The sequence below is a fragment of the Agromyces sp. CCNWLW213 genome, from assembly GCF_037199545.1.
GTDB lineage: Bacteria > Actinomycetota > Actinomycetes > Actinomycetales > Microbacteriaceae > Agromyces.
The window spans coordinates 67612-87736 of the sequence record NZ_JBBBDX010000004.1 but is presented as its reverse complement, the minus strand read 5'-3'; the positions used below and the strand labels follow the sequence as shown (position 1 = coordinate 87736).

Genomic DNA, 20125 nt, shown 5'->3' with positions numbered 1-20125 from the left:
CCGGCGCGCAACGGGTCAGCTGCCGAGCTGCGGGGGCGCGACCCCCGTGCGCAGCAGCGCGCCCTCGTGCCGGACGGTCGCGGCCGCGATCCCCATGGCCTCCTGGAGCGCCCGAGTCCAGCCGTCCGCGGACTGCGGCACCCCGTCCTCCGCGATGCGGTGGACGACCGCGGCCAGGGTCGCGTCGCCGGCGCCCATCGTGTCGACGACCGGTCCGGGCAGCGAGACGATGTCGGCGTGCACCTCGAGCCCGGCGTGGTGCAGGGAGGCGCCCTCGCGGCCCGCCGTGGCGAGCACGACCGGCCCCGCGGCATCCGGAGCCGACCCGTCGCCCCGCAGGCGCCGCACGAATTCGGCGAGGGGCGCCCCGAGCAGCAGGTCGGCGTCCTCGTCGCCGACCTTGACCAGCAGCGAGCGGGCGGCGACGCGCTCGAAGTTGGCGAGGAACCGCGCTCGATCGTGCAGCATGCCCGAGCGGGGGTTGCCGTCGACCACGAGGCGGTGCCCGGGATCGGCGATCGCCCCGAGCAGCAGCTCGACCTGCTCGTCGTCGTCGAACGGGTAGCAGCTGACCACGACCAGGTCGGCCCGGTCGAGCGCGTCGAGCGTGGCGGCGTCGAACCGCAGCCGGCGGTGCTGCGCGGCCTCGTTGAACTCGTAGCGCGGCTCGCCGTCGGTGCGGATCGACACGGCGCGCGACGTGCCGCGTTCGGACGGGCTCGCGACGAGTCGCACGGCGTAGTCGTCGAGGAAGGTGCGGATGTGCTCCGCGGGCTCGTCGTCGCCCAGCATCGCGACGAGCGTCGCGTCGTCGCCGAGCAGCGCCAGGCCGACGGCGACGTTGAGCGCCGCCCCGCCCACGAACTCGCGCGCGCCCGAGGGGTCGCGCAGTTCGTCGATGAGGGCGTCGCCGACCACGGTGACGCGCTTCCGGGAGTCGCTGGGCTGCGCCATCCGCTCGACCTCTTCCTCTCGCCGGCCCCGCGGGGGACCTTCCGATGCGTCACCAGCGTGTCACGGGGGTGCGCCGTCGTCCATGCCGGACCCGCCCGCGCAACGCTGTACGGTGTGTCGAGTCCCCTCGCACGGAAGGCCCCATGAGACCCGGACCCAGACGCAGCCTCACCCACGCCGAGATCCTCGACGCCGCGTTCGAGCTGCTCGAGTCGAGGGGCTTCGACGCCGTCTCGGTACGCGGCGTGGCCGGCGCGCTCGGCCTCACCCCGACCGCGATGTACACCTACTACCCGAACAAGCAGGCGCTGCTCGCCGGCATGGTCGAGCAGGTCCTCGGGCGGCTGCCGGTGGGCGCGAACCGTGCCACGACGGATGCCGCCGGCGGCGAGCACTCGGCGACGGAACCCGATGCACGGCAGCGCGTGCAGGTGCTCGCCCGCGACCTGCGCACGCTGCTCGTCGAGCGCCCCGGCGCCGTCGGTCTCCTGCTGGCGACGCCGCTCGACGGCCCCAACGCCGCGCGGCTCGACGAGGAGCTGCTCGCCGCGTTCACTGGCGCCGGGCTCGACCTCGTCGCCGCCGGCCGCGCCGCGCACGCCGTCCGGATCCACGTGCTCGGCGCCGTCGCCTTCGACGCGGTCGAGGCGGCGCGCGCGACCGGCGGGACGTCGCACGACCCGGACGCGGGACCCGCGCCCGTCGCGGCATCCGACACGCTCTGGGACGACCTCGAGTCGTTCCCGCTCTCGGAGCGGCGCCGCGAGTTCGCGGACGACCCCGCGGAGCGCTTCGCGTGGGGCCTCGACCGGTTGCTCGACGGGCTGCTCGCCGCCGTCCGCTCGGCCTGACGCGACGAAGGCGCCGACCCCCGAGGGGGCCGGCGCCTCGCCGGTGCGCGACGGTGATCAGCCCGCGGTGGGCGGGGTGATCGCGATCAGCGCGGTCCTGTCGCCGTCGAGGGTCTTCTTGACCTCGACGACGGTGCCGTAGCTCACTCCGGCGTCGGCGGGGTTGCCCGTGCCGAGCTTCGTGAAGCCGAGGTCCGTCCCGAACAGCGACGTCACGAGGTTGCCCTCGGGGTCGACGATGCGGGTCGTGTACGGCTGGTTGTCGACCGACGGCACGACGGCGGAGCCGTCGATGTGCCGCCAGAACAGGCGGCCGTCGCGGAACTCGAGTCCGGGCGCCCAGCCCTGGTCGTCGGTGAAGGTGCTCACCGCGGGGAGGGCCGGGATCTCGGTGCAGTACTCGGCGAACGCCGCGTCGACGATGCACTCCGTGAAGGGGTACGTGTCCTGCAGGCCGAACGCCGCGTTCGACGACTGCGCGCGCGAGGGCAGGTTCTTCAGCGTCGACGGGTCCTTCGCCGCCGCCTCGCCGGTGCGGCGCAGCGGGTCGAAGTGGCTGTCGACGATCAGCAGGCCGCCCTTGGCGCCGGCGCTCGGCATGGCGGTCGAGCTCGCCGTGACGTGGTTGGTGTCGCCGTAGGTCGTGTCGCGGTACCAGACCAGCGCGCCGGGCGCGTTGTACTGGATCTTGTCGACCTTCCACGCGTCGGTGCTGTACACCGTGTCGTAGGCGTGCTTCAGGCCCTCGTCGAACCCGTCGAAGTTGCGCCACTCCACGAGGTAGTAGTGCGCCTTCGACGACGTGCCCGAGTCGGTGCGCCATCCGGGGCCGGTCGTGTCGACGAACGTCGAGACCGCGGGGGTCCAGCCGTTGTCGCCCGACTCGACGTCGTCGGACCAGACGGTCTCGGCGCCGCTCGTCAGCGAGAAGTCGTCCGCGAACCAGCCGCGGTCGAGGTAGGCGGCGTCCGTCGTCTGGCGCAGGCGCAGGTCGACCGTCTGGCCGGCGTACGCGCCCAGGTCGACGTACTGGTGCTGCCACCCGTGCGAGTCGCCCGTGAGGCCGTACTTCTTGTCGCCGAACGTGGCCATGTTGCCGTTGGGGTCGGCGTAGCCGTCGGGCGTCGTGACCTCGGCGCCGGCCTCGTCGTAGACCTTGAGCTCGGTCCACGAGTCGCCGCCGTCGGTCGAGACCTCGACGAAGCCGTAGTCCCAGTCCTGCTCGATGACGTAGTCGTTCCACATCCAGAACCTGGCGTCGGCGGGCACCTCGAGGCTGCGCGACAGCGTGATGTCGGCCCAGTCCTGGTCGGCGCCGGTGTACCAGGCGTTCTCGCCGCTGTGCGGCGTGGTGAGGGTGACGACCTTGTCGGGCAGGTTGATCTTGACGCCGTCCTGCGTGCCCTTGAGCGGGCGCGAGTTCTGGCCGACCTTGACGGTCAGCGCGTCGTCGCCGGGGTTCACCTGCTTCGGGTTCGCCCAGCCGAGCACCCACTTGTCCCAGAGGCCCATGTGCGTGGGCATCGACTGGAAGATCGGGCCGGCGTGCGAGCCCGACGACATGAGGTCCCAGAAGTCGACGTCGGAGTTGCCGGCGCCCGAGGTGTCGTAGAGGTCGGGCAGGCCGAGGTCGTGGCCGTACTCGTGCGCGAACACGCCGACGCCCGAGTCCTCGGGCTGCACGATGTAGTTCGACAGCTTGAGGTCGGTGCCGGGGATGTCGGCGCCGCCGGCGACCGCCGACGAGTGCGCCCACAGCGCGTAGGTGCCCTCGGCCCCGCCGCCGCCGGACTTGTCCTCGCCGGCGTGCACGAGCACGACGTGGTCGATCACGCCGTCGGGCTCGTAGAAGTTGCCGTCGCCGTCGCGGTCGCCCTGGTCCTCGATGTCGTAGTCGGCGAAGGGGAAGTCGGGCTGCTGCTCGGCGAGCGCCTTCACGGAGTCGATCGCGAGCTGGCCGGCGCCGAGCGGGTTGTCGGGGTGGCCCTGCATGTCCTGGATCGCGCCGGCCTCGTAGACGCCCTCGTCGTTGAGGTGGCAGACGCTCGCGCCGTACCAGCCCTCGGAGTGCGGCACCTCGACCCACTCGGTGGTCTTGCCGGTCACGGTGTACGCGCCGCGCGACATCTCCTCGTACATGTTCTTCATCGAGTAGCCGGAGATGTCGAACCCGGGCTTCCCGTCGGGACCGGTGAGGTCCGTGCGCACGCGCTCGGTGATGCCCTCGTCGCTGAACAGCATCGCGTCGAAGTGCTCGGGCGAGAAGTCCGGCACCCACATCGAGTTGTTGTCGGGCATCGACGCGTCGGCGGGGTTCGGGATGTTGTTGTGCAGCGGGCCGTTCTGGATGCTGCCCGGCTTGCAGTCGGTCGCGCCGAACGCGGTCGGCACCTGCACGTCGGTGAAGTCGTCGTCCGCCTGGTCGTTGAACTCGACGAGGATCGTGAGGAGCTTCGCCTCCTGCGTCGACTTCGCGCCCTTGAAGCGGTCCTTCAGCTCCTTGGGGCTCTTGCCGGTCTCGATCGACTTCGCCTCGAGCTTCGCGAGGCCGCGCGCGGCCACCGGATTGCCCGACGCGAACTTCTCGTCGACCGCCGTCGCCTTGGCGATGGCGGCCTTCTGCGCCTCCACGCCCTTGACGGCCTCGACGTCGGTGCCGAACGCCTCCTCGGCGCGCGGCTCGACGTAGTTCATGTAGTACTCCGAGCCGTCGATGGACGTCTCGGCCCCCTGCGGTGCCGCCGTCGCCATCCCGCCCGCGCCCGTGGCCGCGAGTCCGGATGCGACGAGGGCGAGCGCCGGCAGGGCTGCCGCGGCGCGCTTCCGCGCGCGCGAGCTGGTTCCAGCCATGGTTCTCCCTCCGAGTGCCGGCGGCGGTGGCCGCAGGCACGATCGTCGTCCGCCGGTGGGCGGACGTAGGGGGAATCCTGCCCCCCGGACGGGGGCGGGCGGAAGCGGCGGCGGAAGGGAGAAGTGGAATCGTTGCTATCGAGGCATCCTCACGGATGTCGCCGAAGGCGCGCGTGTCGTGCGACGGGGCGCGACGGATGCCGCAGTCCCTGCGGGATCAGCCGATGAGGAGGCTGCGCAGCTGGTCGGCGGAGTGCACGACGGCGAGGGCGTCGCCGGCTTCGGCGGGGGAGCCGTAGCCCCACTCGACCAGGACCGTCGGCACGCCGTGCGCGGCGGCGCCGAGGATGTCGTAGCCGCGGTCGCCGACCATGACCGCGTCGGTCGTGTCCACGCCGCGGGCCTGCAGCCGGCGGAGCGCATCGGCCACGACGTCGGCCTTGGTGCTGCGGCTCTCGTCGTCGCTCGCCCCGGCGATCTCGGTGAAGTACTTCGCGAGCCCGTTGTGCTCGAGCACCTCGCGGGCCATCGTCTCGGGCTTGCTCGTCGCGAGCGCGAGCGGGATGCCCGCCGCCTGAACGCGCTGGAGCACGCCCTCGACGCCGGGGAAGACGGGGGAGCGCAGCAGGTGCTGGTCGTAGTGGTCGCGGTAGACGTTGAGCGCCTCCCAGGCCTCGACGTCGCTGAACCCGGCCGTCATCTGGAGGCTGTCGAGCAGGGGGGGCCCGACGTACGAGCGGAGGGTGTCGGCGTCGGGCACGGGGACGCCCATCTCGGTGAACATGTGCGCGAGCGAGTCCATGATCTCGCTCGCGGAGTCGACGATCGTGCCGTCCAGGTCGAACAGCACCGCGGACCACGCGCGCGGGGGCGCCGCGGTGGTCGGGGTCGTGGAGAGCGGGGAAGTCACCGCGTCATCCTACGTCCCCGTGTTTCGAGGAACACTCAGGAAACGTTCGGAGTGCCGTGCCTCGGTGCCGCGTCGCGCCCCGTTCGGCCGGCTCAGAAGAGGCGAGCGTGTCCGCTGTCGACGCCGCGCATGGCGTCGTAGTCGAGCACCACGCACCGGATGCCGCGGTCCTCCGCGAGGGTGCGCGCCTGCGGCTTGATCTCCTGGGCCGCGAACACCCCGGCGACGGGCGCGAGGCGCGGGTCGCGGTTCATGAGCTCGAGGTAGCGCGTGAGCTGCTCGACGCCGTCGATGTCGCCGCGGCGCTTGAGCTCGACCGCGACCGAGCGCCCCGCGGCATCCGTCGCCAGGATGTCGACCGGGCCGATCGCGGTCATGTACTCGCGCCGCACCAGCCGGTACCCGTCGCCCAGCACCTCGATCTGCTCGGCGAGCAGCTGCTGGAGGTGCGACTCGACGCCGTCCTTCTGCAGGCCGGGGTCGACGCCGAGGTCGTGCGCCGAGTCGTGCAGCACCTCGTGGATCGACACGATGAGCCGGTCGGCGGTCTTGCGATGCGTGACGGTCCAGACCTGGGCGATGCCGGCGGCGCGCTGCTCGTCGTCGGGTTCGGCGGCTTCGAGCGTGCACGGCGGGCTCATCCAGTTGAGCGGCTTGTAGCTGCCGCCGTCCGAGTGCACGAGCAGGCTGCCGTCGCCCTTGACCATGAGCAGGCGCGTCGCGAGGGGGAGGTGCGCCGAGAGCCGGCCGGCGTAGTCGACGGAGCAGCGGGCGATGACGAGACGCACCCTGCGAGTCTACGTCGGGGTCGCGGACTCGATGCCCGGGCGAGTGATGCCGTTCGCGTCGAGTGATGCCGTTGCGGCGGCATCACTCGAGGAGAGGGGTATCACTCGGCGGCGGATGCGTCGTGCGGACGCGCCTCGTGGTGGCGGAGGCCGCGCGTGCGCTCGCGCTCCTTCATCTCCGCCTCGTAGACGTGCCGCCGCCCGGCCGCGAGCTCCTCGCGCGCCGCGCGCTCGGACGCCTTCACCGCCGCGTAGTAGCCGTCGTCGTACTCCTCCATGACCTGGAAGGTCCAGCGCCCCTCGAGGACGTTGCGGCCGATGATCTCGCGATCGATCCGGTCGGCGATCTCGTCGTGCCCGGCCTTCCGGAACAGCTCGACCGCCTCGCCGATCGCCAGGTCGGCCTTGCCCGTGAGGCGGTGGAAGCGGTACAGCGACCCCCGTGCGTCCTCGATCACCTCGAGCGCCTCGGAGTACTTTCCGAGGGCCTCGACCGTGGCATCCGACACGCCCTCGGGCCGGGTGTGCTCGGGCAGCGGCTCGTCGTCGCGCAGGACGTCGGTGGCGGTGTCGTCGCGTTCGCTCATGCGTGCATCATGCCGAGCGGATGCCGCGCGGCGGAACCCCTTGCCGGAGGGAGCTCAGGCTGCGCGGCGGCCGCGCGCGCGCGGCCGGGTGCGCTCGCGGGCGGCCGGCGCCGCGAGGCCCGCGACGATCATGAGCCCGAGGAGCAGCAGGAGTCCGTTGAGGATCCCGAACCGCTCGCCCAGGAAGCCGATGAGGGGCGGGCCCACGAGGAACGCGCAGTAGCCGATCATGGCGACGGCCGAGACGCGGGCCGCGGCATCCGCCCGATCGGGCACGTCGGCGGCGGCCGACATGCCGACGGGGAACGCCAGCGAGCAGCCGATTCCCCACAGGAGCGTCCCGACCACGAGGACCCACGGCTCCGAGCCGAAGATGAACAGGGCGAGACCGACGACGCCGATCGCCGCCAGGGACTGCAGCATCGCCACGCGGCCGAAGCGGTCGATGAACGGGCCGCCGAGCACGCGCGCGCCCGTGATCGCGACGGTGAAGACCGTGAACATCGCCGCGGCGGCGGTCTCGTCGAAGCCGTGGCCGTCGACGACCGCGAGCGCGAGCCAGTCGTTGGCGCTGCCCTCGGCGAACGACATGCCGAGCAGGACCACGCCGATCAGGAGGAGGCGCACGTCGGCCCAGACCGAGAGGCTGCGCCTGAGGCGCACGGTCCAGGGGTCGCGGGGTGCGTCGGCATGGGTGTCGTCGCCGAGCTCGGCGCGGAGCGGCACGAAGCGCACCGCGAGGATCACGGCGGCCGCGATCACGGCGGCGACGACGCCCAGGTGCACCGCGACGATGAGGTCGAGGGCGGATGCCACGGCGGCGAGTCCTGCGCCGGCGACGGTGCCGAAGCTGAAGAAGGCGTGCATGAGCGGCATGACGGTCTTGCCGAGCTCGCGCTCGGCCTCCGCGCCCTCGACGTTCATCATGACGTCGACCCCGCCGTTGCCGAAGCCGAAGAGGACGAGCCCGATCGCGACGACCGGCACGCTGGGCGCGATCGACCCGCCGATGCCGACGAGCACGAGGCCGACGGCGACCGTGACGAGCATGGCCGACATCCCGAGCCGGGCGCCGAACCGCGCCATGAGGGCGGGTGCGGCGATGAGGCCGACGATGGAGCCGATCGAGCCGGCCAGGATGATGAGCCCGACGCCCTGGGTGCTGAGGCCGACGTCGTCGCGCACGGCCGGGAGGCGGGCGACCCAGCTCGCGAGGCTGAGCCCGGAGAGGAAGAAGATCGCGAAGATCGCGTTGCGCCAGGCGACGAGCTCGCGGCGGGGACGCACGGGAGCGTCGTCGGGCGGGCTCGCGGCGTCGGCCCCGGCGCGTGCGGCGTCGGGGGCGGTGGCGTGCGGGTCGAGGTTCTCGGCCATGGCGGCTCCGGTGTCCGGCTGGTGCGACATTACTGCCTCGTCGTCGAAGTGGGCGGGTCGAATCGATTCGACTCGAATCGATTCGACCACGATAGCGACGGGTCGTCCTCGTCGCAAGCGCGTTCGGGCCGGCCCATTCCGGACCGGCCCGAACGCGCGACGGCGTCGACGGCGTCGACGGCCTAGCAGGCCCTGGCCCAGCTGCACTCGAGGTGCGCCCGCTCGGCCGCCTCCTCGTGCCGTCGCGGCTCGGCCTTCGGAGCCGCTGCCGTGGGCTTCGTCGAGGCGGACCAGTCCGCGAGGCTGATCGCGAAGGCGTCCTCGATGGGGCGCACGCTCACGAGGTTCTGGTTGGTGATGATCGTGAACGCCAGCTCGCGCCCGTCGCGGTTCGACACGTATCCCGAGAGCGCGCTGACGCCCGTCAGCGATCCCGTCTTGGCGTGCACGTTGCCGGCCGCCGCCGACTTCAGCATGCGGCTGCGCAGGGTCCCGCCCACCAGGCGGTCGGACTCCCCCGCCACGGGCAGTGCGGCGTACCACGTGTCGAACCACGGCTCGTCGCCCACGCCGACCAGGAGGTCGTTCAGGTCGTCCGCGCGGATGCCCGCCATCCGCGAGAGTCCCGACCCGTCGACGAGTCGCATGCCGGCCGTGTCGACGCCCTGCCCGCCCAGCCAGGTCCGCATCTCCGCGAGGCCCGCCTGCCAGGTGCCCGCGCCCGCGCGCTCGGCGCCGACCGCCTTGACGAGCGCTTCCGCGTGCAGGTTGTTCGACAGCTTGAGGAACGGCGTGAGCAGTTCGCCCACGGTCATCGACTCGTGCGCGGCGACCGAGCGCGCGCCGTCCGGCGTCGCGCCCTCGAGCCGCTCGCCCTCGATCGCGACACCCGCGTCCTCGAGCGCGCGCGCGAACACGTCGGTGGCGTACTCGGTGGGATCGGCGACCGTCACCCACTCGCTCGTCGCCGAGCCGCGGAGCGGGACGCTGCCCGTGACGAGCACCGTGTCGGACGCGTGCACGCGCTCGATCGCGAGAGTGTCGGCCGATCCGGAGGCGCCCGTCGTGGCCCGCACCTCGATGTCGAGGACGCCGGTGCTCGGGGTCAGCCCGACGACGACCGGGTCGCCGACGTTCGGCCCGGGTGCGGCGCGCACGATGACGGTGCCCGAGTCGTAGTCGGTGTCGGGCGCGACGGTGAGCGCCGAGGTCGCGGCGTTGTAGTAGTACGGCTCGTCGTCCCACGCCCAGCCGAGCCCGTACGGCACGTCGTCGAAGTACGAGTCGTCGGCCACCAGGTCGCCGCTGACGGTTCGGATGCCGCTCGCCGCGACCTCCGCGGCCAGCGCCTCGTAGTCCGCGGCCAGGGTCGTGGGGTCGCCCCCGCCGCGCAGCACGAGGTCGCCCGCGAGCACGCCGTCCACGACGTCGCCGCTCGCGAGGACGTCGGTCGTGAAGCGGTGGTCCGAGCCGAGCAGGCCGACCGCCGCTGCCGATGAGAACAGCTTCGTCGTCGAGGCCGCGACGAGCCTGGTGCCGGCGTTGCGGGTGTAGAGCACCTCGCCCGTCGCCGCGTCGCGGACCTGGGCGGCCACCACCGCCCCGTCGAGTCGCGCGTCGGAGAGGACCATGTCGAGCGCCGACGAGATGTCGGGCGAGCCCTTCCCGGCCGCCTCGACCGGGCCGGTCGTCGTTCCGGTGAGGATGAGCCCGCCGACGAGGGCGGCAGCGGTCGCACCGCCCAGCGTGAGGCGGGCGCGTGGTGTTCTGGACAAGCGATTCCCCTTCCCGTGCGTGCCCGGCGACGTTGCCGGCGCACGGGAGAGAGTCTGCCGGAGCGGAGCAGGGTTGCGCCAGCATAGGTTTCGCATCCCTGGGTCGCGCGGGCTCGAATTCCTTGAAAGACCGCCAACGATACGGCACTTACGTGCCGTAAAGACGAGCACGGTCCTGGTCCGGCCCAGGCCCGCGCCCACCCCTCGCGCCATCCGTCAAGTCGGAGGAAAGGGGGACTGGCGGAGGAAGCGCTCCCCATGTGAGGATCAGCCCAATCGAGGACGGCGGCCCGCACCGCTGCCGTCCTCGTCCAGCCTCCGCGGCAGCGGCTCCGCGGCAGGGGCTCCGCGGCATCCGCCCGCTGCCCGCGACTACGATGGGCGGGTCACCTCGACGATGCGCCGTGACCCTCGGCGCACGAAGCCGGCGCCGGCCCACCCCGCGGGCGCCCGTACGCAGAAGGCACCGCCGATGAAGGCCCTGTACAAGTCCGCGCCCGGCGCGGGATTCGAGTTCGTCGACCGCCCCGAGCCAGAACCCGGCCCGGCCGACGTCAAGATCCGGGTGCTGCGCACGGGTATCTGCGGCACCGACCTGCACATCGACCAGTGGGACGACTGGTGCTCGTCCGAGATCCGCACGCCGCTCATCGCCGGCCACGAGTTCTACGGCGAGGTCGTCGAGGTCGGCGAACTCGTGCACGACGTCGCGGTCGGCGACCGCGTCTCGGGCGAGGGGCACATCGTGTGCGGCATGTGCCGCAACTGCCGCGCCGGGCGCCGGCAGATGTGCATCCGCACCAAGGGCCTGGGCCTGCACCGCGACGGCGCGTTCGCCGAGTACGTCGTCATCCCGGGCGAGAACGTCTGGGTGCACCACGCGGATGTCGCGCCCGAGGTGGGCGCGATCTTCGACCCGTTCGGCAACGCCGTGCACACGGCCCTGACGTACTCGGTCGTCGGCGAGGACGTGCTCGTCACCGGCTGCGGGCCCATCGGGCTCATGTCGATCGCCGTCGCCCGCCACGTCGGCGCTCGCTTCATCGTCGCCTCCGACGTCTCGCCCGCCCGGCTCGAGCTCGCGATGCGCATGGGCGCGGATGCCACGGTCGACGTGTCGCGCGAGCGCATCCGCGACGTGCAGCCGCGCCTGGGCATGCGCGAGGGCTTCGACGTCGGCTTCGAGATGTCGGGCTCCGCGAAGGCGCTGCCCGAGATGATCGACAACATGAACCACGGCGGCCGCATCGCGCTGCTGGGCCTGCCGAGCGAGCCGTTCGCGATCGACTGGGGCAAGGTCGTGACGCACATGCTGACGCTGAAGGGCATCTACGGCCGCGAGATGTTCGAGACGTGGAACTCGATGAGCGCCATGCTGCAGACCAGCGGCGAGCTGCGCGGGCGCGTGGCATCCATCATCAGCGACCGCTACCCGGCACGCGACTGGCGCGCCGCGTTCGACGCCGCCGCGTCGGGCGGAGCCGGCAAGGTCATCCTCGACTGGACGGAGGTCTGAGCATGTACGGAACCGTGAGGGCGCAGTTGCGCGCCGAGCTCGACGAGATCGAGGCCGCGGGGCTGACCAAGCGCGAACGCGGCATCCGCGGCCCGCAGTCGGCCGAGATCGAGGTCGCAGGCCGCCAGGAGCTCAACTTCTGCGCGAACAACTACCTCGGGCTCGCGAACGACCCGCGGATCGTCGCCGCGGCGCACCGCGGCCTCGACGAGTGGGGCTACGGCATGGCGAGCGTGCGCTTCATCTGCGGCACGCAGGAGCTGCACCTCGAACTCGAGCGGCGCGTCTCCGAGTTCCTCGGCTACGACGACACGATCCTGTTCTCGTCGTGCTTCGACGCGAACGGCGGCGTCTTCGAGGTGCTCTTCGGGCCGGAGGACGCGATCATCTCCGACGAGCTCAACCACGCGTCGATCATCGACGGCATCCGGCTGTCGAAGGCGCAGCGGTACCGGTACCGGAACCGCGACCTGGCCGACCTCGAGGCGCAGCTCGTCGCCGCGTCGGGCGCGCGGCGCCGGGTGATCGTCACCGACGGCGTCTTCTCGATGGACGGGTACATCGCCCCGCTCCGCGAGATCTGCGACCTGGCCGACCGGTACGAGGCGCTCGTGTTCGTCGACGACTCGCACGCCGTCGGGTTCGTCGGCTCGAACGGGCGCGGCACTCCCGAGCTGTGCGGCGTCGAGGGCCGCGTCGACATCACCACCGGCACGTTCGGCAAGGCGCTCGGCGGGGCATCCGGCGGCTACGTCGCGGCCCGGCAGGAGATCGTCGACCTGCTGCGCCAGCGCGCGCGGCCCTACCTCTTCTCGAACACGCTCGCGCCGATGATCGTCGCGGGCACGCTCGAGGCGCTCCGCCTCGTCGCCGAGTCGGGCGAGCTGCGGCAGCGGCTGGTGGCGAATGCGGCGCTCTTCCGTGAGCTGATGACGGAGGCCGGCTTCGAGCTGCTGCCCGGCGAGCACCCGATCGTGCCCGTGATGTTCGGGGACGCGGCGCTCACCGCGCGGATCGCGGCGGCGCTCGCCGAGCGGGGCGTGTACGTCACGGCGTTCTCGTACCCGGTCGTGCCGAAGGGGCGCGCGCGCATCCGCGTGCAGCTCTCGGCCGCGCACAGCGAGGAGGAGATCCGCCGGTGCGTCGCCGCGTTCGCCGAGGCGCGCGACGCCGTGCTCGCGGCGGCCCCCGCCTGAGCCCGGCCCCGTCGGGATGCCGTCTCCGCCGGGTCGGAGTGCCGCGCACCCGGCGAGAACGGCACCTCCGGCAGTGCTTCGCCCGACTCGAATCGATTCGACCGTACAATCGTGGTGTGAAGACCGACTCCAGTGCGCCGACCGCCGCCAATCCGCGCGTGACGCTCGCCGACGTCGCGGCGCTCGCGGGGGTGTCCGCCTCGACGGCGTCGCTCGCCTTCAGCGGCTCCGGCCCGGTGTCCGATGCCACGAAGGAGCGCGTCCTCGCGGCGGCATCCGAGCTCGGCTACGCCGGTCCCGACCCCCGGGCGCGCTCGCTCCGCCGCGGCCGCTCGGGCATCGTGGGCGTGGTGCTCGAGGAGCGCGTGCGCGCGGCCTTCCTCGACCCCGTCAAGATCCAGACCCTCGACGGCCTCACCGAGGGCATCGCGCCGCTCGGCGCGGCGCTGCTGCTGCTCACCGACTCCGGCGACCCCGACGCCCCGGTCAGCCTCGACACCGCCCCGCTCGACGCGGTCGTGCTGATCGGCTGCAGTCCGAAGTTCCATCGGCAGACCGAGCGGCTCCAGCGCCGCGGCATCCCGATCGTCGCCATCGAGGGCGCGCCGGGCGGCGGCGTGCCCGAGATCACCATCGACAACCGCGAGGCCACCCGGCTCGGCGCCGAGCACCTGCGCGAGCTCGGCCACACCGACGTGGCGACCGTGACCCTGCCGTTCGAGCCGACCCGCGTGCGCGGCCCGCTCACGCCCGAGATCGAGGCGGCCGCGACGGTCGACACGTCGCTCGAGCGCCTGCGCGGTGCGCGCGACGTGTACCCCGGCCTCCGCGCCCACGTGGCCGGGGCGAGCTCGATCGAGGAGGGACTCGAGGCCGCACGCGCCCTGCTGGCGGATGCCGCGACCCGGCCGACCGCGATCGTCGCCCAGTCCGACCTGCTCGCGGCGGGCGTCATCCAGGCAGCCGAGGAACTCGGGCTCTCCGTGCCGGACGACCTCAGCGTCGTCGGCTTCGACGGCATCCGCGTGGACGGGCTGCAGCACGACCTGACGACGCTCGTGCAGCCGTCGGTGGCGAAGGGCCGGGCCGCCGGCGACGCGATCGTGCAGATGCTGTCGGGCGAGGATGCCGCGGGCACCGCCTTCACGAGCACGCTGCACGTCGGCGACACGACGGCGCCGCCGCGCCGCTGAGGCGGCGTGGCTGAGAGCGCGCCGATGGGCTGCCGCCCGCGTCGGCCCTGCCGGCCCGCTCGCCGGCGATGAGAGGACGCCGACGCCGCGCCTCGGGGGACGACGGGCCGCCGCTAGTCGGGCGCGACCTCGCCCGAGCCCGAGACGCTGCTGCGCACCTCCGGCCGGCCCGAGTAGCGCACGTCGCCGCTGCCGGACAGCGTGACGTCGAGCTCGTCGGAGGCGTTCACGGCCACGTTGCCCGAGCCCGAGAGCACGACCTGCGCGGTCGACGCCTCGAGCTCATCGGCCTCGACGTCGCCCGAGCCGCTGACGTCGACGACGAGCGCGTCGGTCCGGCCGGACACCTCGATGGTGCCGGATCCGCTGATCGACGCGCGCACGGACCGGGCGTCGAGGTCGCCCGCCTCGATCTCGCCCGACCCGCCGATGTCGACCGTGACCTCCTCGGCGTCGCCGAACTCCGCCGTCACGTCGCCCGATCCGTCGATGGCCACCGACTCGAGCGACGTCACGGTGAGGTCGATCTGCAGGCCTCGCTCGCCGATGATCAGCGGGCCGCGGCGGACCGCGATGACGAGCCGTCCGTCGTCGACCTCGGTGACGAGCCGCTCGAGGACGTTCTCGCCGCCCGTGACGGTGAGCGCCGGCTCGTCCCCGAGGCGGATGTCGACGTCGCCGCCCGTGCGGAGTTCGACCGACGAGGCGTCGTCGATGTCGCGGTCCTCGGTCCGCGTGTCGCCCGCGGTCACGAACGGCGAGCACGCGGTGAGCGTGGCGAGCACGGTGGTGCCGACCGCTGCCACGGTGAGTCGGCGTACGGATGCGGGATGCATGGTCGGCCCCTCCCGGCCCCCGCGTCCGAGCGGGAGCGCCCGGCCGAGCGTACTCGCCGGGCCCGTCCGACCGGAGGGCCGTTGGTCACTCCGGCACGGGGTCCCGACACCGCCCGCCCAGGGGCGCGCACGCGACCGTGCCGGCCTCAGGCCGGAGCCCCGGTGATCATCCACGCGCGCCCGCGCGCCCGCAGCGAGAGGGTCACGGCGCGCGCCGCGAGGTACGCGATGACGAAGGCGCCGGTCACGAAGGCGAGGGCGACGGGTGCCGCGACCGGCGCGTCCGCGTCATCCGCCCCGCCGCTCGCCCACCACACGACGGCCAGCGCGATCGGGGCGTACGCGGCGAGGTTCACGAGGCCCGTCCACGCGAGGTAGCGGGCGTCGCCCGCGCCGATGAGCACCCCGTCGAGCACGAAGACGAGGCCGGCGAGCGGGGTCGAGACGCCGAGCACGACGAGCGACAGCGGCAGCAGGTCGCGCACCTCCACGGACGAGGTGAACAGCACCGGGAGCGCCCAGGCTCCGGCGGCGAGGAGCGCGCCGAGCACGACGCCCGCCCCGACGCCCCACTCGATGCAGCGCCGCAGCACCGCGCGCACCTGCGCGACGTCGCCGGCACCGAGGCCCTTGCCGACGAGCGCCTGCGCGGCGATCGCGAGCGCGTCGAGCGCGAACGCGAGCGTCGCGTAGAGGGTCATCGTGACCTGGAACGCCGCCAGCTCGTCGGATCCCAGCGCCGTCGCCGACCACGTCGCGACGAGCAGCGCCGCGCGCAGGCTGACGGTGCGCAGGAACAGCCACCCGCCCGAGGCGGCCCCGCGCAGCACGCCCGCGTGATGCGGCCACGGGCTCGCCCCTGCCCGTCGCGCGTGCCGGGCGACGACCACGAGGTAGACCGCCACCATGCCCCACTGCGCGATCACCGTGCCGATCGCCGACCCGGCGATGCCGAGCCCGAGGCCGTAGATGAAGACCGCGTTGAGCACGATGTTGGCCCCGAAGCCGAGCCCGGCGACGTAGAGCGGGGTGCGCGTGTCCTGCAGCCCGCGGAGGAGGCCGGTCGCGGCGAAGACCACGAGCATCGCGGGCAGTCCGATCATCGAGATCGAGAGGTACACGATCGCCTCGGCGGTGACGGCCGCCGAGGCTCCGAAGGCGCCGGCGAGCCAGGGCGCGGCGGCCCAGCCGCCGAGCGCGAGCAGTGCGCCGAGTCCGAGCGCGAGCCACAGCCCGTCGATGCCGGATGCCACGGCGGCGCGCTCGTCGCCGGCCCCGAGCCGCCGGGCGACCGAGGGGGTCGTGGCGTAGGCGAGGAACACCATGAGCCCGACGATCGTCTGCAGCACCGCGCTCGCGAGCCCGAGCCCCGCCAGCGGCGTCGCGCCGAGGTGGCCGACCATGGCCGTGTCGGCGAGCAGGAACAGCGGCTCGGCGACGAGCGCGCCGAGCGCGGGCACGGCGAGGCGCAGGATGTCGCGGTCGACGACGCGGCGCGCGACCGCCGGTGCGGAGGCGGGGGAGGAGCTCATGGCGGATCGAGCCTACGCGCGGCCGCCGACGCGGCCGGCGCGCGTCATCCTCACCTCGAGTCGACGATCTCCTTGCCGAGCGGCGCGAGCGACACCGCGATGAGCTTGAAGTTCGCGATGCCCAGCGGGATGCCGATGATCGTGAGGCACATGATGACGCCCGTGATGAGGTGCTCGAGCGCGAGCCACCATCCGGCGAGGATCACCCAGATCACGTTGCCGAGGAACGACCACGTGCCGGAGCGCGGGTTCGAGACCACCTCGCGCCCGAACGGCCAGACGGCGTAGTTGCCGATGCGGAACGACGCGAGGCCCCACGGGATGGTGACGATGAGGATGCACATGAGCACCCCCGCCAGCATGTACCCGATCCAGAGCCAGATTCCGGCGAGCACGAACCAGATGATGTTGAGCAGCGTGTTCATGATGGGTCGATCCTCGCACCGAACGGGATCCGCCGCGACGGCCGTGCGCGGCGTTAGGGATCCGTTCGGATGCCTGGCGAACGGGGCGACGGACCGGGTGCCGGTGCGAGACTGGCGTGCATGAGACGGGGCCGGCTTCGCGTGCTGCTCGGCGCCGCCCCGGGCGTCGGCACGACCTCCGCGATGCTCGAGGAGGGACGCCGCCTCCGCGACGAGGGGCAGGATGTCGTGGTGGGCGCGGTCGAGACGCACGGCCGCGCCGCGACGGCCGCGTTGCTCGACGGCCTCGAGGTCGTGCCGCCGCGCGCGCATCCGGGCCGTGCCGACTCGCGCGAGCTCGACCTGGAGGCCCTCCTGGCGCGGCGGCCGCAGGTCGCGCTCGTCGACGAGCTCGCGCACGCGAACCCGCCCGGAGCGCGGCATCCCAGGCGATGGCAGGACGTCGAGGAGCTCCTCGCCGCCGGGATCGACGTCGTCTCCACGGTGGGAACGTCGCACATCGAGTCGCTGGGCGACGTCGTCGCGGACATCACCGGCGCGCCCCAGGGCGAGACGGTTCCCGACGCGGTCCTCCGCGGCGCCGACCAGGTCGAGGTGGTCGACCTGGCTCCGCAGGCGCTGCGGGACCGCCTCGCGAGCGGATCGGTCTACCCGGCCGAGCGCGTCGACGCGGCCCTGTCGCACTACTTCCGGCTCGGCAACCTGACCGCCCTGCGCGAGCTCACGCTGCTGTGGCTCGCCGACGAGGTCGACCAGGCGCTCCGCGCGTACCGCGCCGAGCACGGCATCGATCGCCGGTGGGAGGCGCGCGAGCGCGTCGTGGTCGCGCTCACCGGCGGTCCGGAGGGCGAGACGCTGCTCCGCCGTGGCGCGCGGATCGCGTCGCGCTCGTCGGGCGGCGAGCTCCTCGCGGTGCACGTCACGAGCGCCGGCGGACGGCACGAGCCGCATCCGGACGCCCTCGACCGGCAGCGCACGCTCGTGGAGCGCCTCGACGGCACCTTCCACGAGGTCGTCGGCGAGGACGTCCCGCGCGCGCTCGTCGACTTCGCGCGCGCGTCGGATGCCACGCAACTCGTGATCGGCGTGAGCCGCCGCTCGCGCCTCGCGGCCGCGTTCACGGGTCCCGGGATCGGCGCGACGGTGATCCGCGAGTCGGGCGACATCGACGTGCACATCGTGACCCACGCCGCCGCCGGGTCGGGCTTCTCGCTGCCCCGCCTGGGCGGGGCGCTCAGCCGCCGGCGCCGCCTCGCGGGCTTCGCGGTCGCGCTCGTCGCAGGCCCGCTGCTCAGCTGGATCCTCTGGGGCCTCCGCTCCGAGGCGTCCATCACGAGCGACGTGCTCGCGTACCAGCTGCTCGTGATCATCGTGGCGCTCGTCGGCGGGCTCTGGCCGGGCCTGTTCGCGGCCGTGCTCTCGGGCATCACGCTGAACTTCCTGTTCATCGAACCCCGGTACACGTTCTCGATCGGGCAGCCGCGGCAGCTCCTCGCGCTCGTGTTCTACGTCGTGAACGCGCTGCTCGTGAGCTACGTGGTCGACCAGGCGGCGCGTCGCACCAGGGAGGCGCGGCGGTCGGCCGCGGAGTCCGAGCTGCTCGCGGCGATCTCCGGCAGCGTCATCCGCGGTGAGGACGCGTTGCAGGCGATGGTCACGAGGACCCGCGAGGCGTTCGGCCTCGCGGGCGTGCGGCTGTTCGTCGACGGCCGCGTGCGCGTCGCCGACGGCGAGCCGACGCGCGATGACCGGCACGTCACGATCCCGATCGGTACGAGCGGCGTGCTCGAGCTGCACGGCCGCGAGCTCGAGGCGTCCGAGCGGCGCCTCCTCGGGGTCATCGCGACGCAACTGGACGCCGCGCTCGAGCAGGGCGCGCTCGCGTCGGCCGCGTCGGCGGCCGACTCGCTCGCCGAGACCGACCGGGTGCGCACCGCCGTGCTCGCGGCCGTCGGGCACGACCTGCGGCGCCCGCTCACCGCCGCGAACGCGGCCGTCAGCGCCCTTCGGGCGGAGGACGTGGAGCTCACGCCGGCCCAGCGCCGCGAGCTGCTCGAGACCGCGAAGGAGAGCCTCGACTCGCTCGCGGCCCTCGTCACCGACCTGCTCGACGTGAGCCGCGTCCAGGCGGGCGCGCTCGGGGTGACGCTCGCCCGCACCGAGCTCGCCGACGTCGTGTTCCCGGCGCTCGAGGAGCTGCAGGCGGGTCCGTCGGAGGTCGAGCTCGACCTGCCCGAGGGGACGCCGGCGGTCCTGGCCGACGCCGTGCTGCTGCAGCGCGTGACGGTGAACCTGCTCGCGAACGCGCTGCGCTACTCGCCCCGCGGCGAGCGGGTCCGCGTCGCCGCGAGCGGCTTCCGCGGGTCCGTGCAGCTCCGGATCCTGGACCGCGGTCCGGGCATCCCGGCCGAGCGCCGCGACGAGGTGTTCACGCCGTTCCAGCGGCTCGGCGACACCGACAACGACACGGGCCTCGGCCTCGGCCTCGCGATCGCCAAGGGCTTCGTCGAGGGGATGGGCGGCACACTGGAGGTCGAGGACACCCCGGGCGGCGGCGTGACCATGGTGATCGCCCTCCCCTCGACGGAGGAGGCGGCATGAGGATCCTGTTGGTCGACGACGACGACCAGCTCCAGCGCGCGCTCCGCATCACGCTCACCGCACGCGGCTACGAGGTGCTGCAGGCCCGTGACGGCGCGGAGGCGATCGACCTCGCGGCCTCGGGCCACCCCGACCTCATCGTGCTCGACCTCGGCATGCCGCGCGTCGAGGGCATCGACGTCATCCGCGCCGTCCGCTCGTGGTCGAGCGTGCCGATCCTGGTGCTGTCGGGCCGCACCGACTCGACCGAGAAGGTCCGGGCGCTCGACGCGGGCGCCGACGACTACGTCACGAAGCCCTTCGCGATGGACGAGCTCCTCGCGAGGATCCGCGCCCGGTCGCGACGGCCGACCGGCGAGGAGGATGCGGCATCCGTCCGGGTCGGCGACCTCGTGGTCGACCTCGCCGCCCGCACGGTGCGCACGGCGGAGGGCGCCCCGAGCGCCGTGCGGCTGACGCCCACCGAGTGGCGCCTGCTCGAGCTGCTGCTGCGCAACCCGGGGCGCCTGATGACCCGCCAGATGCTCCTCGGCGAGGTGTGGGGGCCGTACCACGCGAACGACGGCGGCTACCTGCGGCTCTACATCGCCCAGCTCCGGCGCAAGCTCGAGCCCGTGCCGTCGGAGCCGCGCCACATCGTCACGGAACCCGGGATGGGCTACCGGTTCGACCCGTGACGTCGGTCCTAACGGAATCCGAACGGCCGGGCGCGGCATCCTGACATCGCCCTGACACCG

General features: G+C 73.1%; 16 protein-coding genes. 6 read left to right on the top strand and 10 right to left on the bottom strand.

The window, feature by feature from the left end; genetic code table 11:
- Window positions 1-15: 15 nt before the first annotated feature.
- The gene (locus tag WBQ80_RS09765; protein WP_336573101.1) at window positions 16-954 is read right to left on the bottom strand and encodes a PfkB family carbohydrate kinase; all 939 of its coding nucleotides are present in this window, start codon (window positions 952-954) and stop codon (window positions 16-18) included.
- Between the two features lie 143 nt (window positions 955-1097).
- Here WBQ80_RS09765 and WBQ80_RS09760 point away from each other — a divergent pair, with 143 nt between their 5' ends.
- On the top strand, window positions 1098-1805 hold the full coding sequence (locus WBQ80_RS09760; RefSeq protein WP_336573100.1) for a TetR/AcrR family transcriptional regulator: 708 nt from the start codon (window positions 1098-1100) through the stop codon (window positions 1803-1805).
- A gap of 57 nt (window positions 1806-1862) precedes the next feature.
- On the opposite strand, the gene WBQ80_RS09755 is transcribed toward WBQ80_RS09760, so the two are convergent.
- The 6 genes from WBQ80_RS09755 to dacB all read right to left on the bottom strand — a co-directional run bounded on the left by WBQ80_RS09755 (window position 1863) and on the right by dacB (window position 10089).
- Window positions 1863-4655, bottom strand: coding sequence for an immune inhibitor A domain-containing protein (locus WBQ80_RS09755; RefSeq protein WP_337282533.1), 2793 nt, complete (start codon window positions 4653-4655; stop codon window positions 1863-1865).
- Window positions 4656-4872: 217 nt separating this feature from the next.
- Window positions 4873-5565: an HAD hydrolase-like protein gene (locus tag WBQ80_RS09750; protein WP_336573098.1), complete on the bottom strand. Its 693-nt coding sequence runs from the start codon at window positions 5563-5565 to the stop codon at window positions 4873-4875.
- Between the two features lie 92 nt (window positions 5566-5657).
- Complete coding sequence (nucS, locus tag WBQ80_RS09745; protein ID WP_336573097.1) at window positions 5658-6353, bottom strand: endonuclease NucS; 696 nt, start codon at window positions 6351-6353, stop codon at window positions 5658-5660.
- A gap of 101 nt (window positions 6354-6454) precedes the next feature.
- Entirely contained in the window at window positions 6455-6940 is a 486-nt protein-coding gene (locus WBQ80_RS09740; protein ID WP_336573096.1) for a hypothetical protein, read from the bottom strand.
- Between the two features lie 54 nt (window positions 6941-6994).
- A complete protein-coding gene (locus WBQ80_RS09735) occupies window positions 6995-8344 on the bottom strand; it encodes an MFS transporter (protein WP_337282532.1) in 1350 nt (449 codons plus the stop codon).
- Window positions 8345-8496: 152 nt separating this feature from the next.
- Entirely contained in the window at window positions 8497-10089 is a 1593-nt protein-coding gene (dacB, locus tag WBQ80_RS09730) for a D-alanyl-D-alanine carboxypeptidase/D-alanyl-D-alanine endopeptidase (RefSeq protein ID WP_336570714.1), read from the bottom strand.
- Between the two features lie 472 nt (window positions 10090-10561).
- On the opposite strand from dacB, the gene tdh reads away from it, so the two are divergent.
- The 3 genes from tdh (at window position 10562) to WBQ80_RS09715 (ending at window position 13994) form a co-directional block, all read left to right on the top strand.
- Window positions 10562-11605 (top strand): L-threonine 3-dehydrogenase, encoded by a 1044-nt coding sequence (gene tdh, locus WBQ80_RS09725; protein WP_336570715.1) that lies wholly within the window; start codon window positions 10562-10564, stop codon window positions 11603-11605.
- Between the two features lie 2 nt (window positions 11606-11607).
- On the top strand, window positions 11608-12801 hold the full coding sequence (locus WBQ80_RS09720) for a glycine C-acetyltransferase (RefSeq protein WP_336570716.1): 1194 nt from the start codon (window positions 11608-11610) through the stop codon (window positions 12799-12801).
- A gap of 116 nt (window positions 12802-12917) precedes the next feature.
- Complete coding sequence (locus tag WBQ80_RS09715; protein ID WP_336570717.1) at window positions 12918-13994, top strand: LacI family DNA-binding transcriptional regulator; 1077 nt, start codon at window positions 12918-12920, stop codon at window positions 13992-13994.
- Window positions 13995-14107: 113 nt separating this feature from the next.
- Here WBQ80_RS09715 and WBQ80_RS09710 read toward each other — a convergent pair whose 3' ends face one another.
- From WBQ80_RS09710 to WBQ80_RS09700, 3 genes are all read right to left on the bottom strand, one after another.
- On the bottom strand, window positions 14108-14830 hold the full coding sequence (locus WBQ80_RS09710) for a head GIN domain-containing protein (protein WP_336570719.1): 723 nt from the start codon (window positions 14828-14830) through the stop codon (window positions 14108-14110).
- A gap of 146 nt (window positions 14831-14976) precedes the next feature.
- Window positions 14977-16362, bottom strand: a complete 1386-nt coding sequence (locus WBQ80_RS09705) for an MATE family efflux transporter (protein WP_336570720.1) — start codon at window positions 16360-16362, stop codon at window positions 14977-14979.
- 50 nt (window positions 16363-16412) lie between these two features.
- The gene (locus WBQ80_RS09700; protein WP_336570722.1) at window positions 16413-16787 is read right to left on the bottom strand and encodes a YccF domain-containing protein; all 375 of its coding nucleotides are present in this window, start codon (window positions 16785-16787) and stop codon (window positions 16413-16415) included.
- A 120-nt stretch (window positions 16788-16907) separates the two neighbouring features.
- Between WBQ80_RS09700 and WBQ80_RS09695 the strand changes: the two genes are divergently transcribed.
- Entirely contained in the window at window positions 16908-19388 is a 2481-nt protein-coding gene (locus WBQ80_RS09695; protein WP_336570723.1) for a DUF4118 domain-containing protein, read from the top strand.
- On the top strand, window positions 19385-20065 hold the full coding sequence (locus WBQ80_RS09690; protein ID WP_336570724.1) for a response regulator transcription factor: 681 nt from the start codon (window positions 19385-19387) through the stop codon (window positions 20063-20065). The genes WBQ80_RS09695 and WBQ80_RS09690 overlap by 4 nt, the downstream gene beginning before the upstream one ends.
- Window positions 20066-20125 lie beyond the last annotated feature (60 nt).

Bases quoted from the DNA above. Each gene is read 5' to 3' on its own strand.
- WBQ80_RS09765 (WP_336573101.1), bottom strand. From the start codon at position 954: ATGGCGCAGCCCAGCGACTCCCGGAAGCGCGTCACCGTGGTCGGCGAC.
- WBQ80_RS09760 (WP_336573100.1), top strand. From the start codon at position 1,098: ATGAGACCCGGACCCAGACGCAGCCTCACCCACGCCGAGATCCTCGAC.
- WBQ80_RS09755 (WP_337282533.1), bottom strand. From the start codon at position 4,655: ATGGCTGGAACCAGCTCGCGCGCGCGGAAGCGCGCCGCGGCAGCCCTG.
- WBQ80_RS09740 (WP_336573096.1), bottom strand. From the start codon at position 6,940: ATGAGCGAACGCGACGACACCGCCACCGACGTCCTGCGCGACGACGAG.
- WBQ80_RS09735 (WP_337282532.1), bottom strand. From the start codon at position 8,344: ATGTCGCACCAGCCGGACACCGGAGCCGCCATGGCCGAGAACCTCGAC.
- tdh (WP_336570715.1), top strand. From the start codon at position 10,562: ATGAAGGCCCTGTACAAGTCCGCGCCCGGCGCGGGATTCGAGTTCGTC.
- WBQ80_RS09720 (WP_336570716.1), top strand. From the start codon at position 11,608: ATGTACGGAACCGTGAGGGCGCAGTTGCGCGCCGAGCTCGACGAGATC.
- WBQ80_RS09710 (WP_336570719.1), bottom strand. From the start codon at position 14,830: ATGCATCCCGCATCCGTACGCCGACTCACCGTGGCAGCGGTCGGCACC.
- WBQ80_RS09705 (WP_336570720.1), bottom strand. From the start codon at position 16,362: ATGAGCTCCTCCCCCGCCTCCGCACCGGCGGTCGCGCGCCGCGTCGTC.
- WBQ80_RS09700 (WP_336570722.1), bottom strand. From the start codon at position 16,787: ATGAACACGCTGCTCAACATCATCTGGTTCGTGCTCGCCGGAATCTGG.
- WBQ80_RS09695 (WP_336570723.1), top strand. From the start codon at position 16,908: ATGAGACGGGGCCGGCTTCGCGTGCTGCTCGGCGCCGCCCCGGGCGTC.
- WBQ80_RS09690 (WP_336570724.1), top strand. From the start codon at position 19,385: ATGAGGATCCTGTTGGTCGACGACGACGACCAGCTCCAGCGCGCGCTC.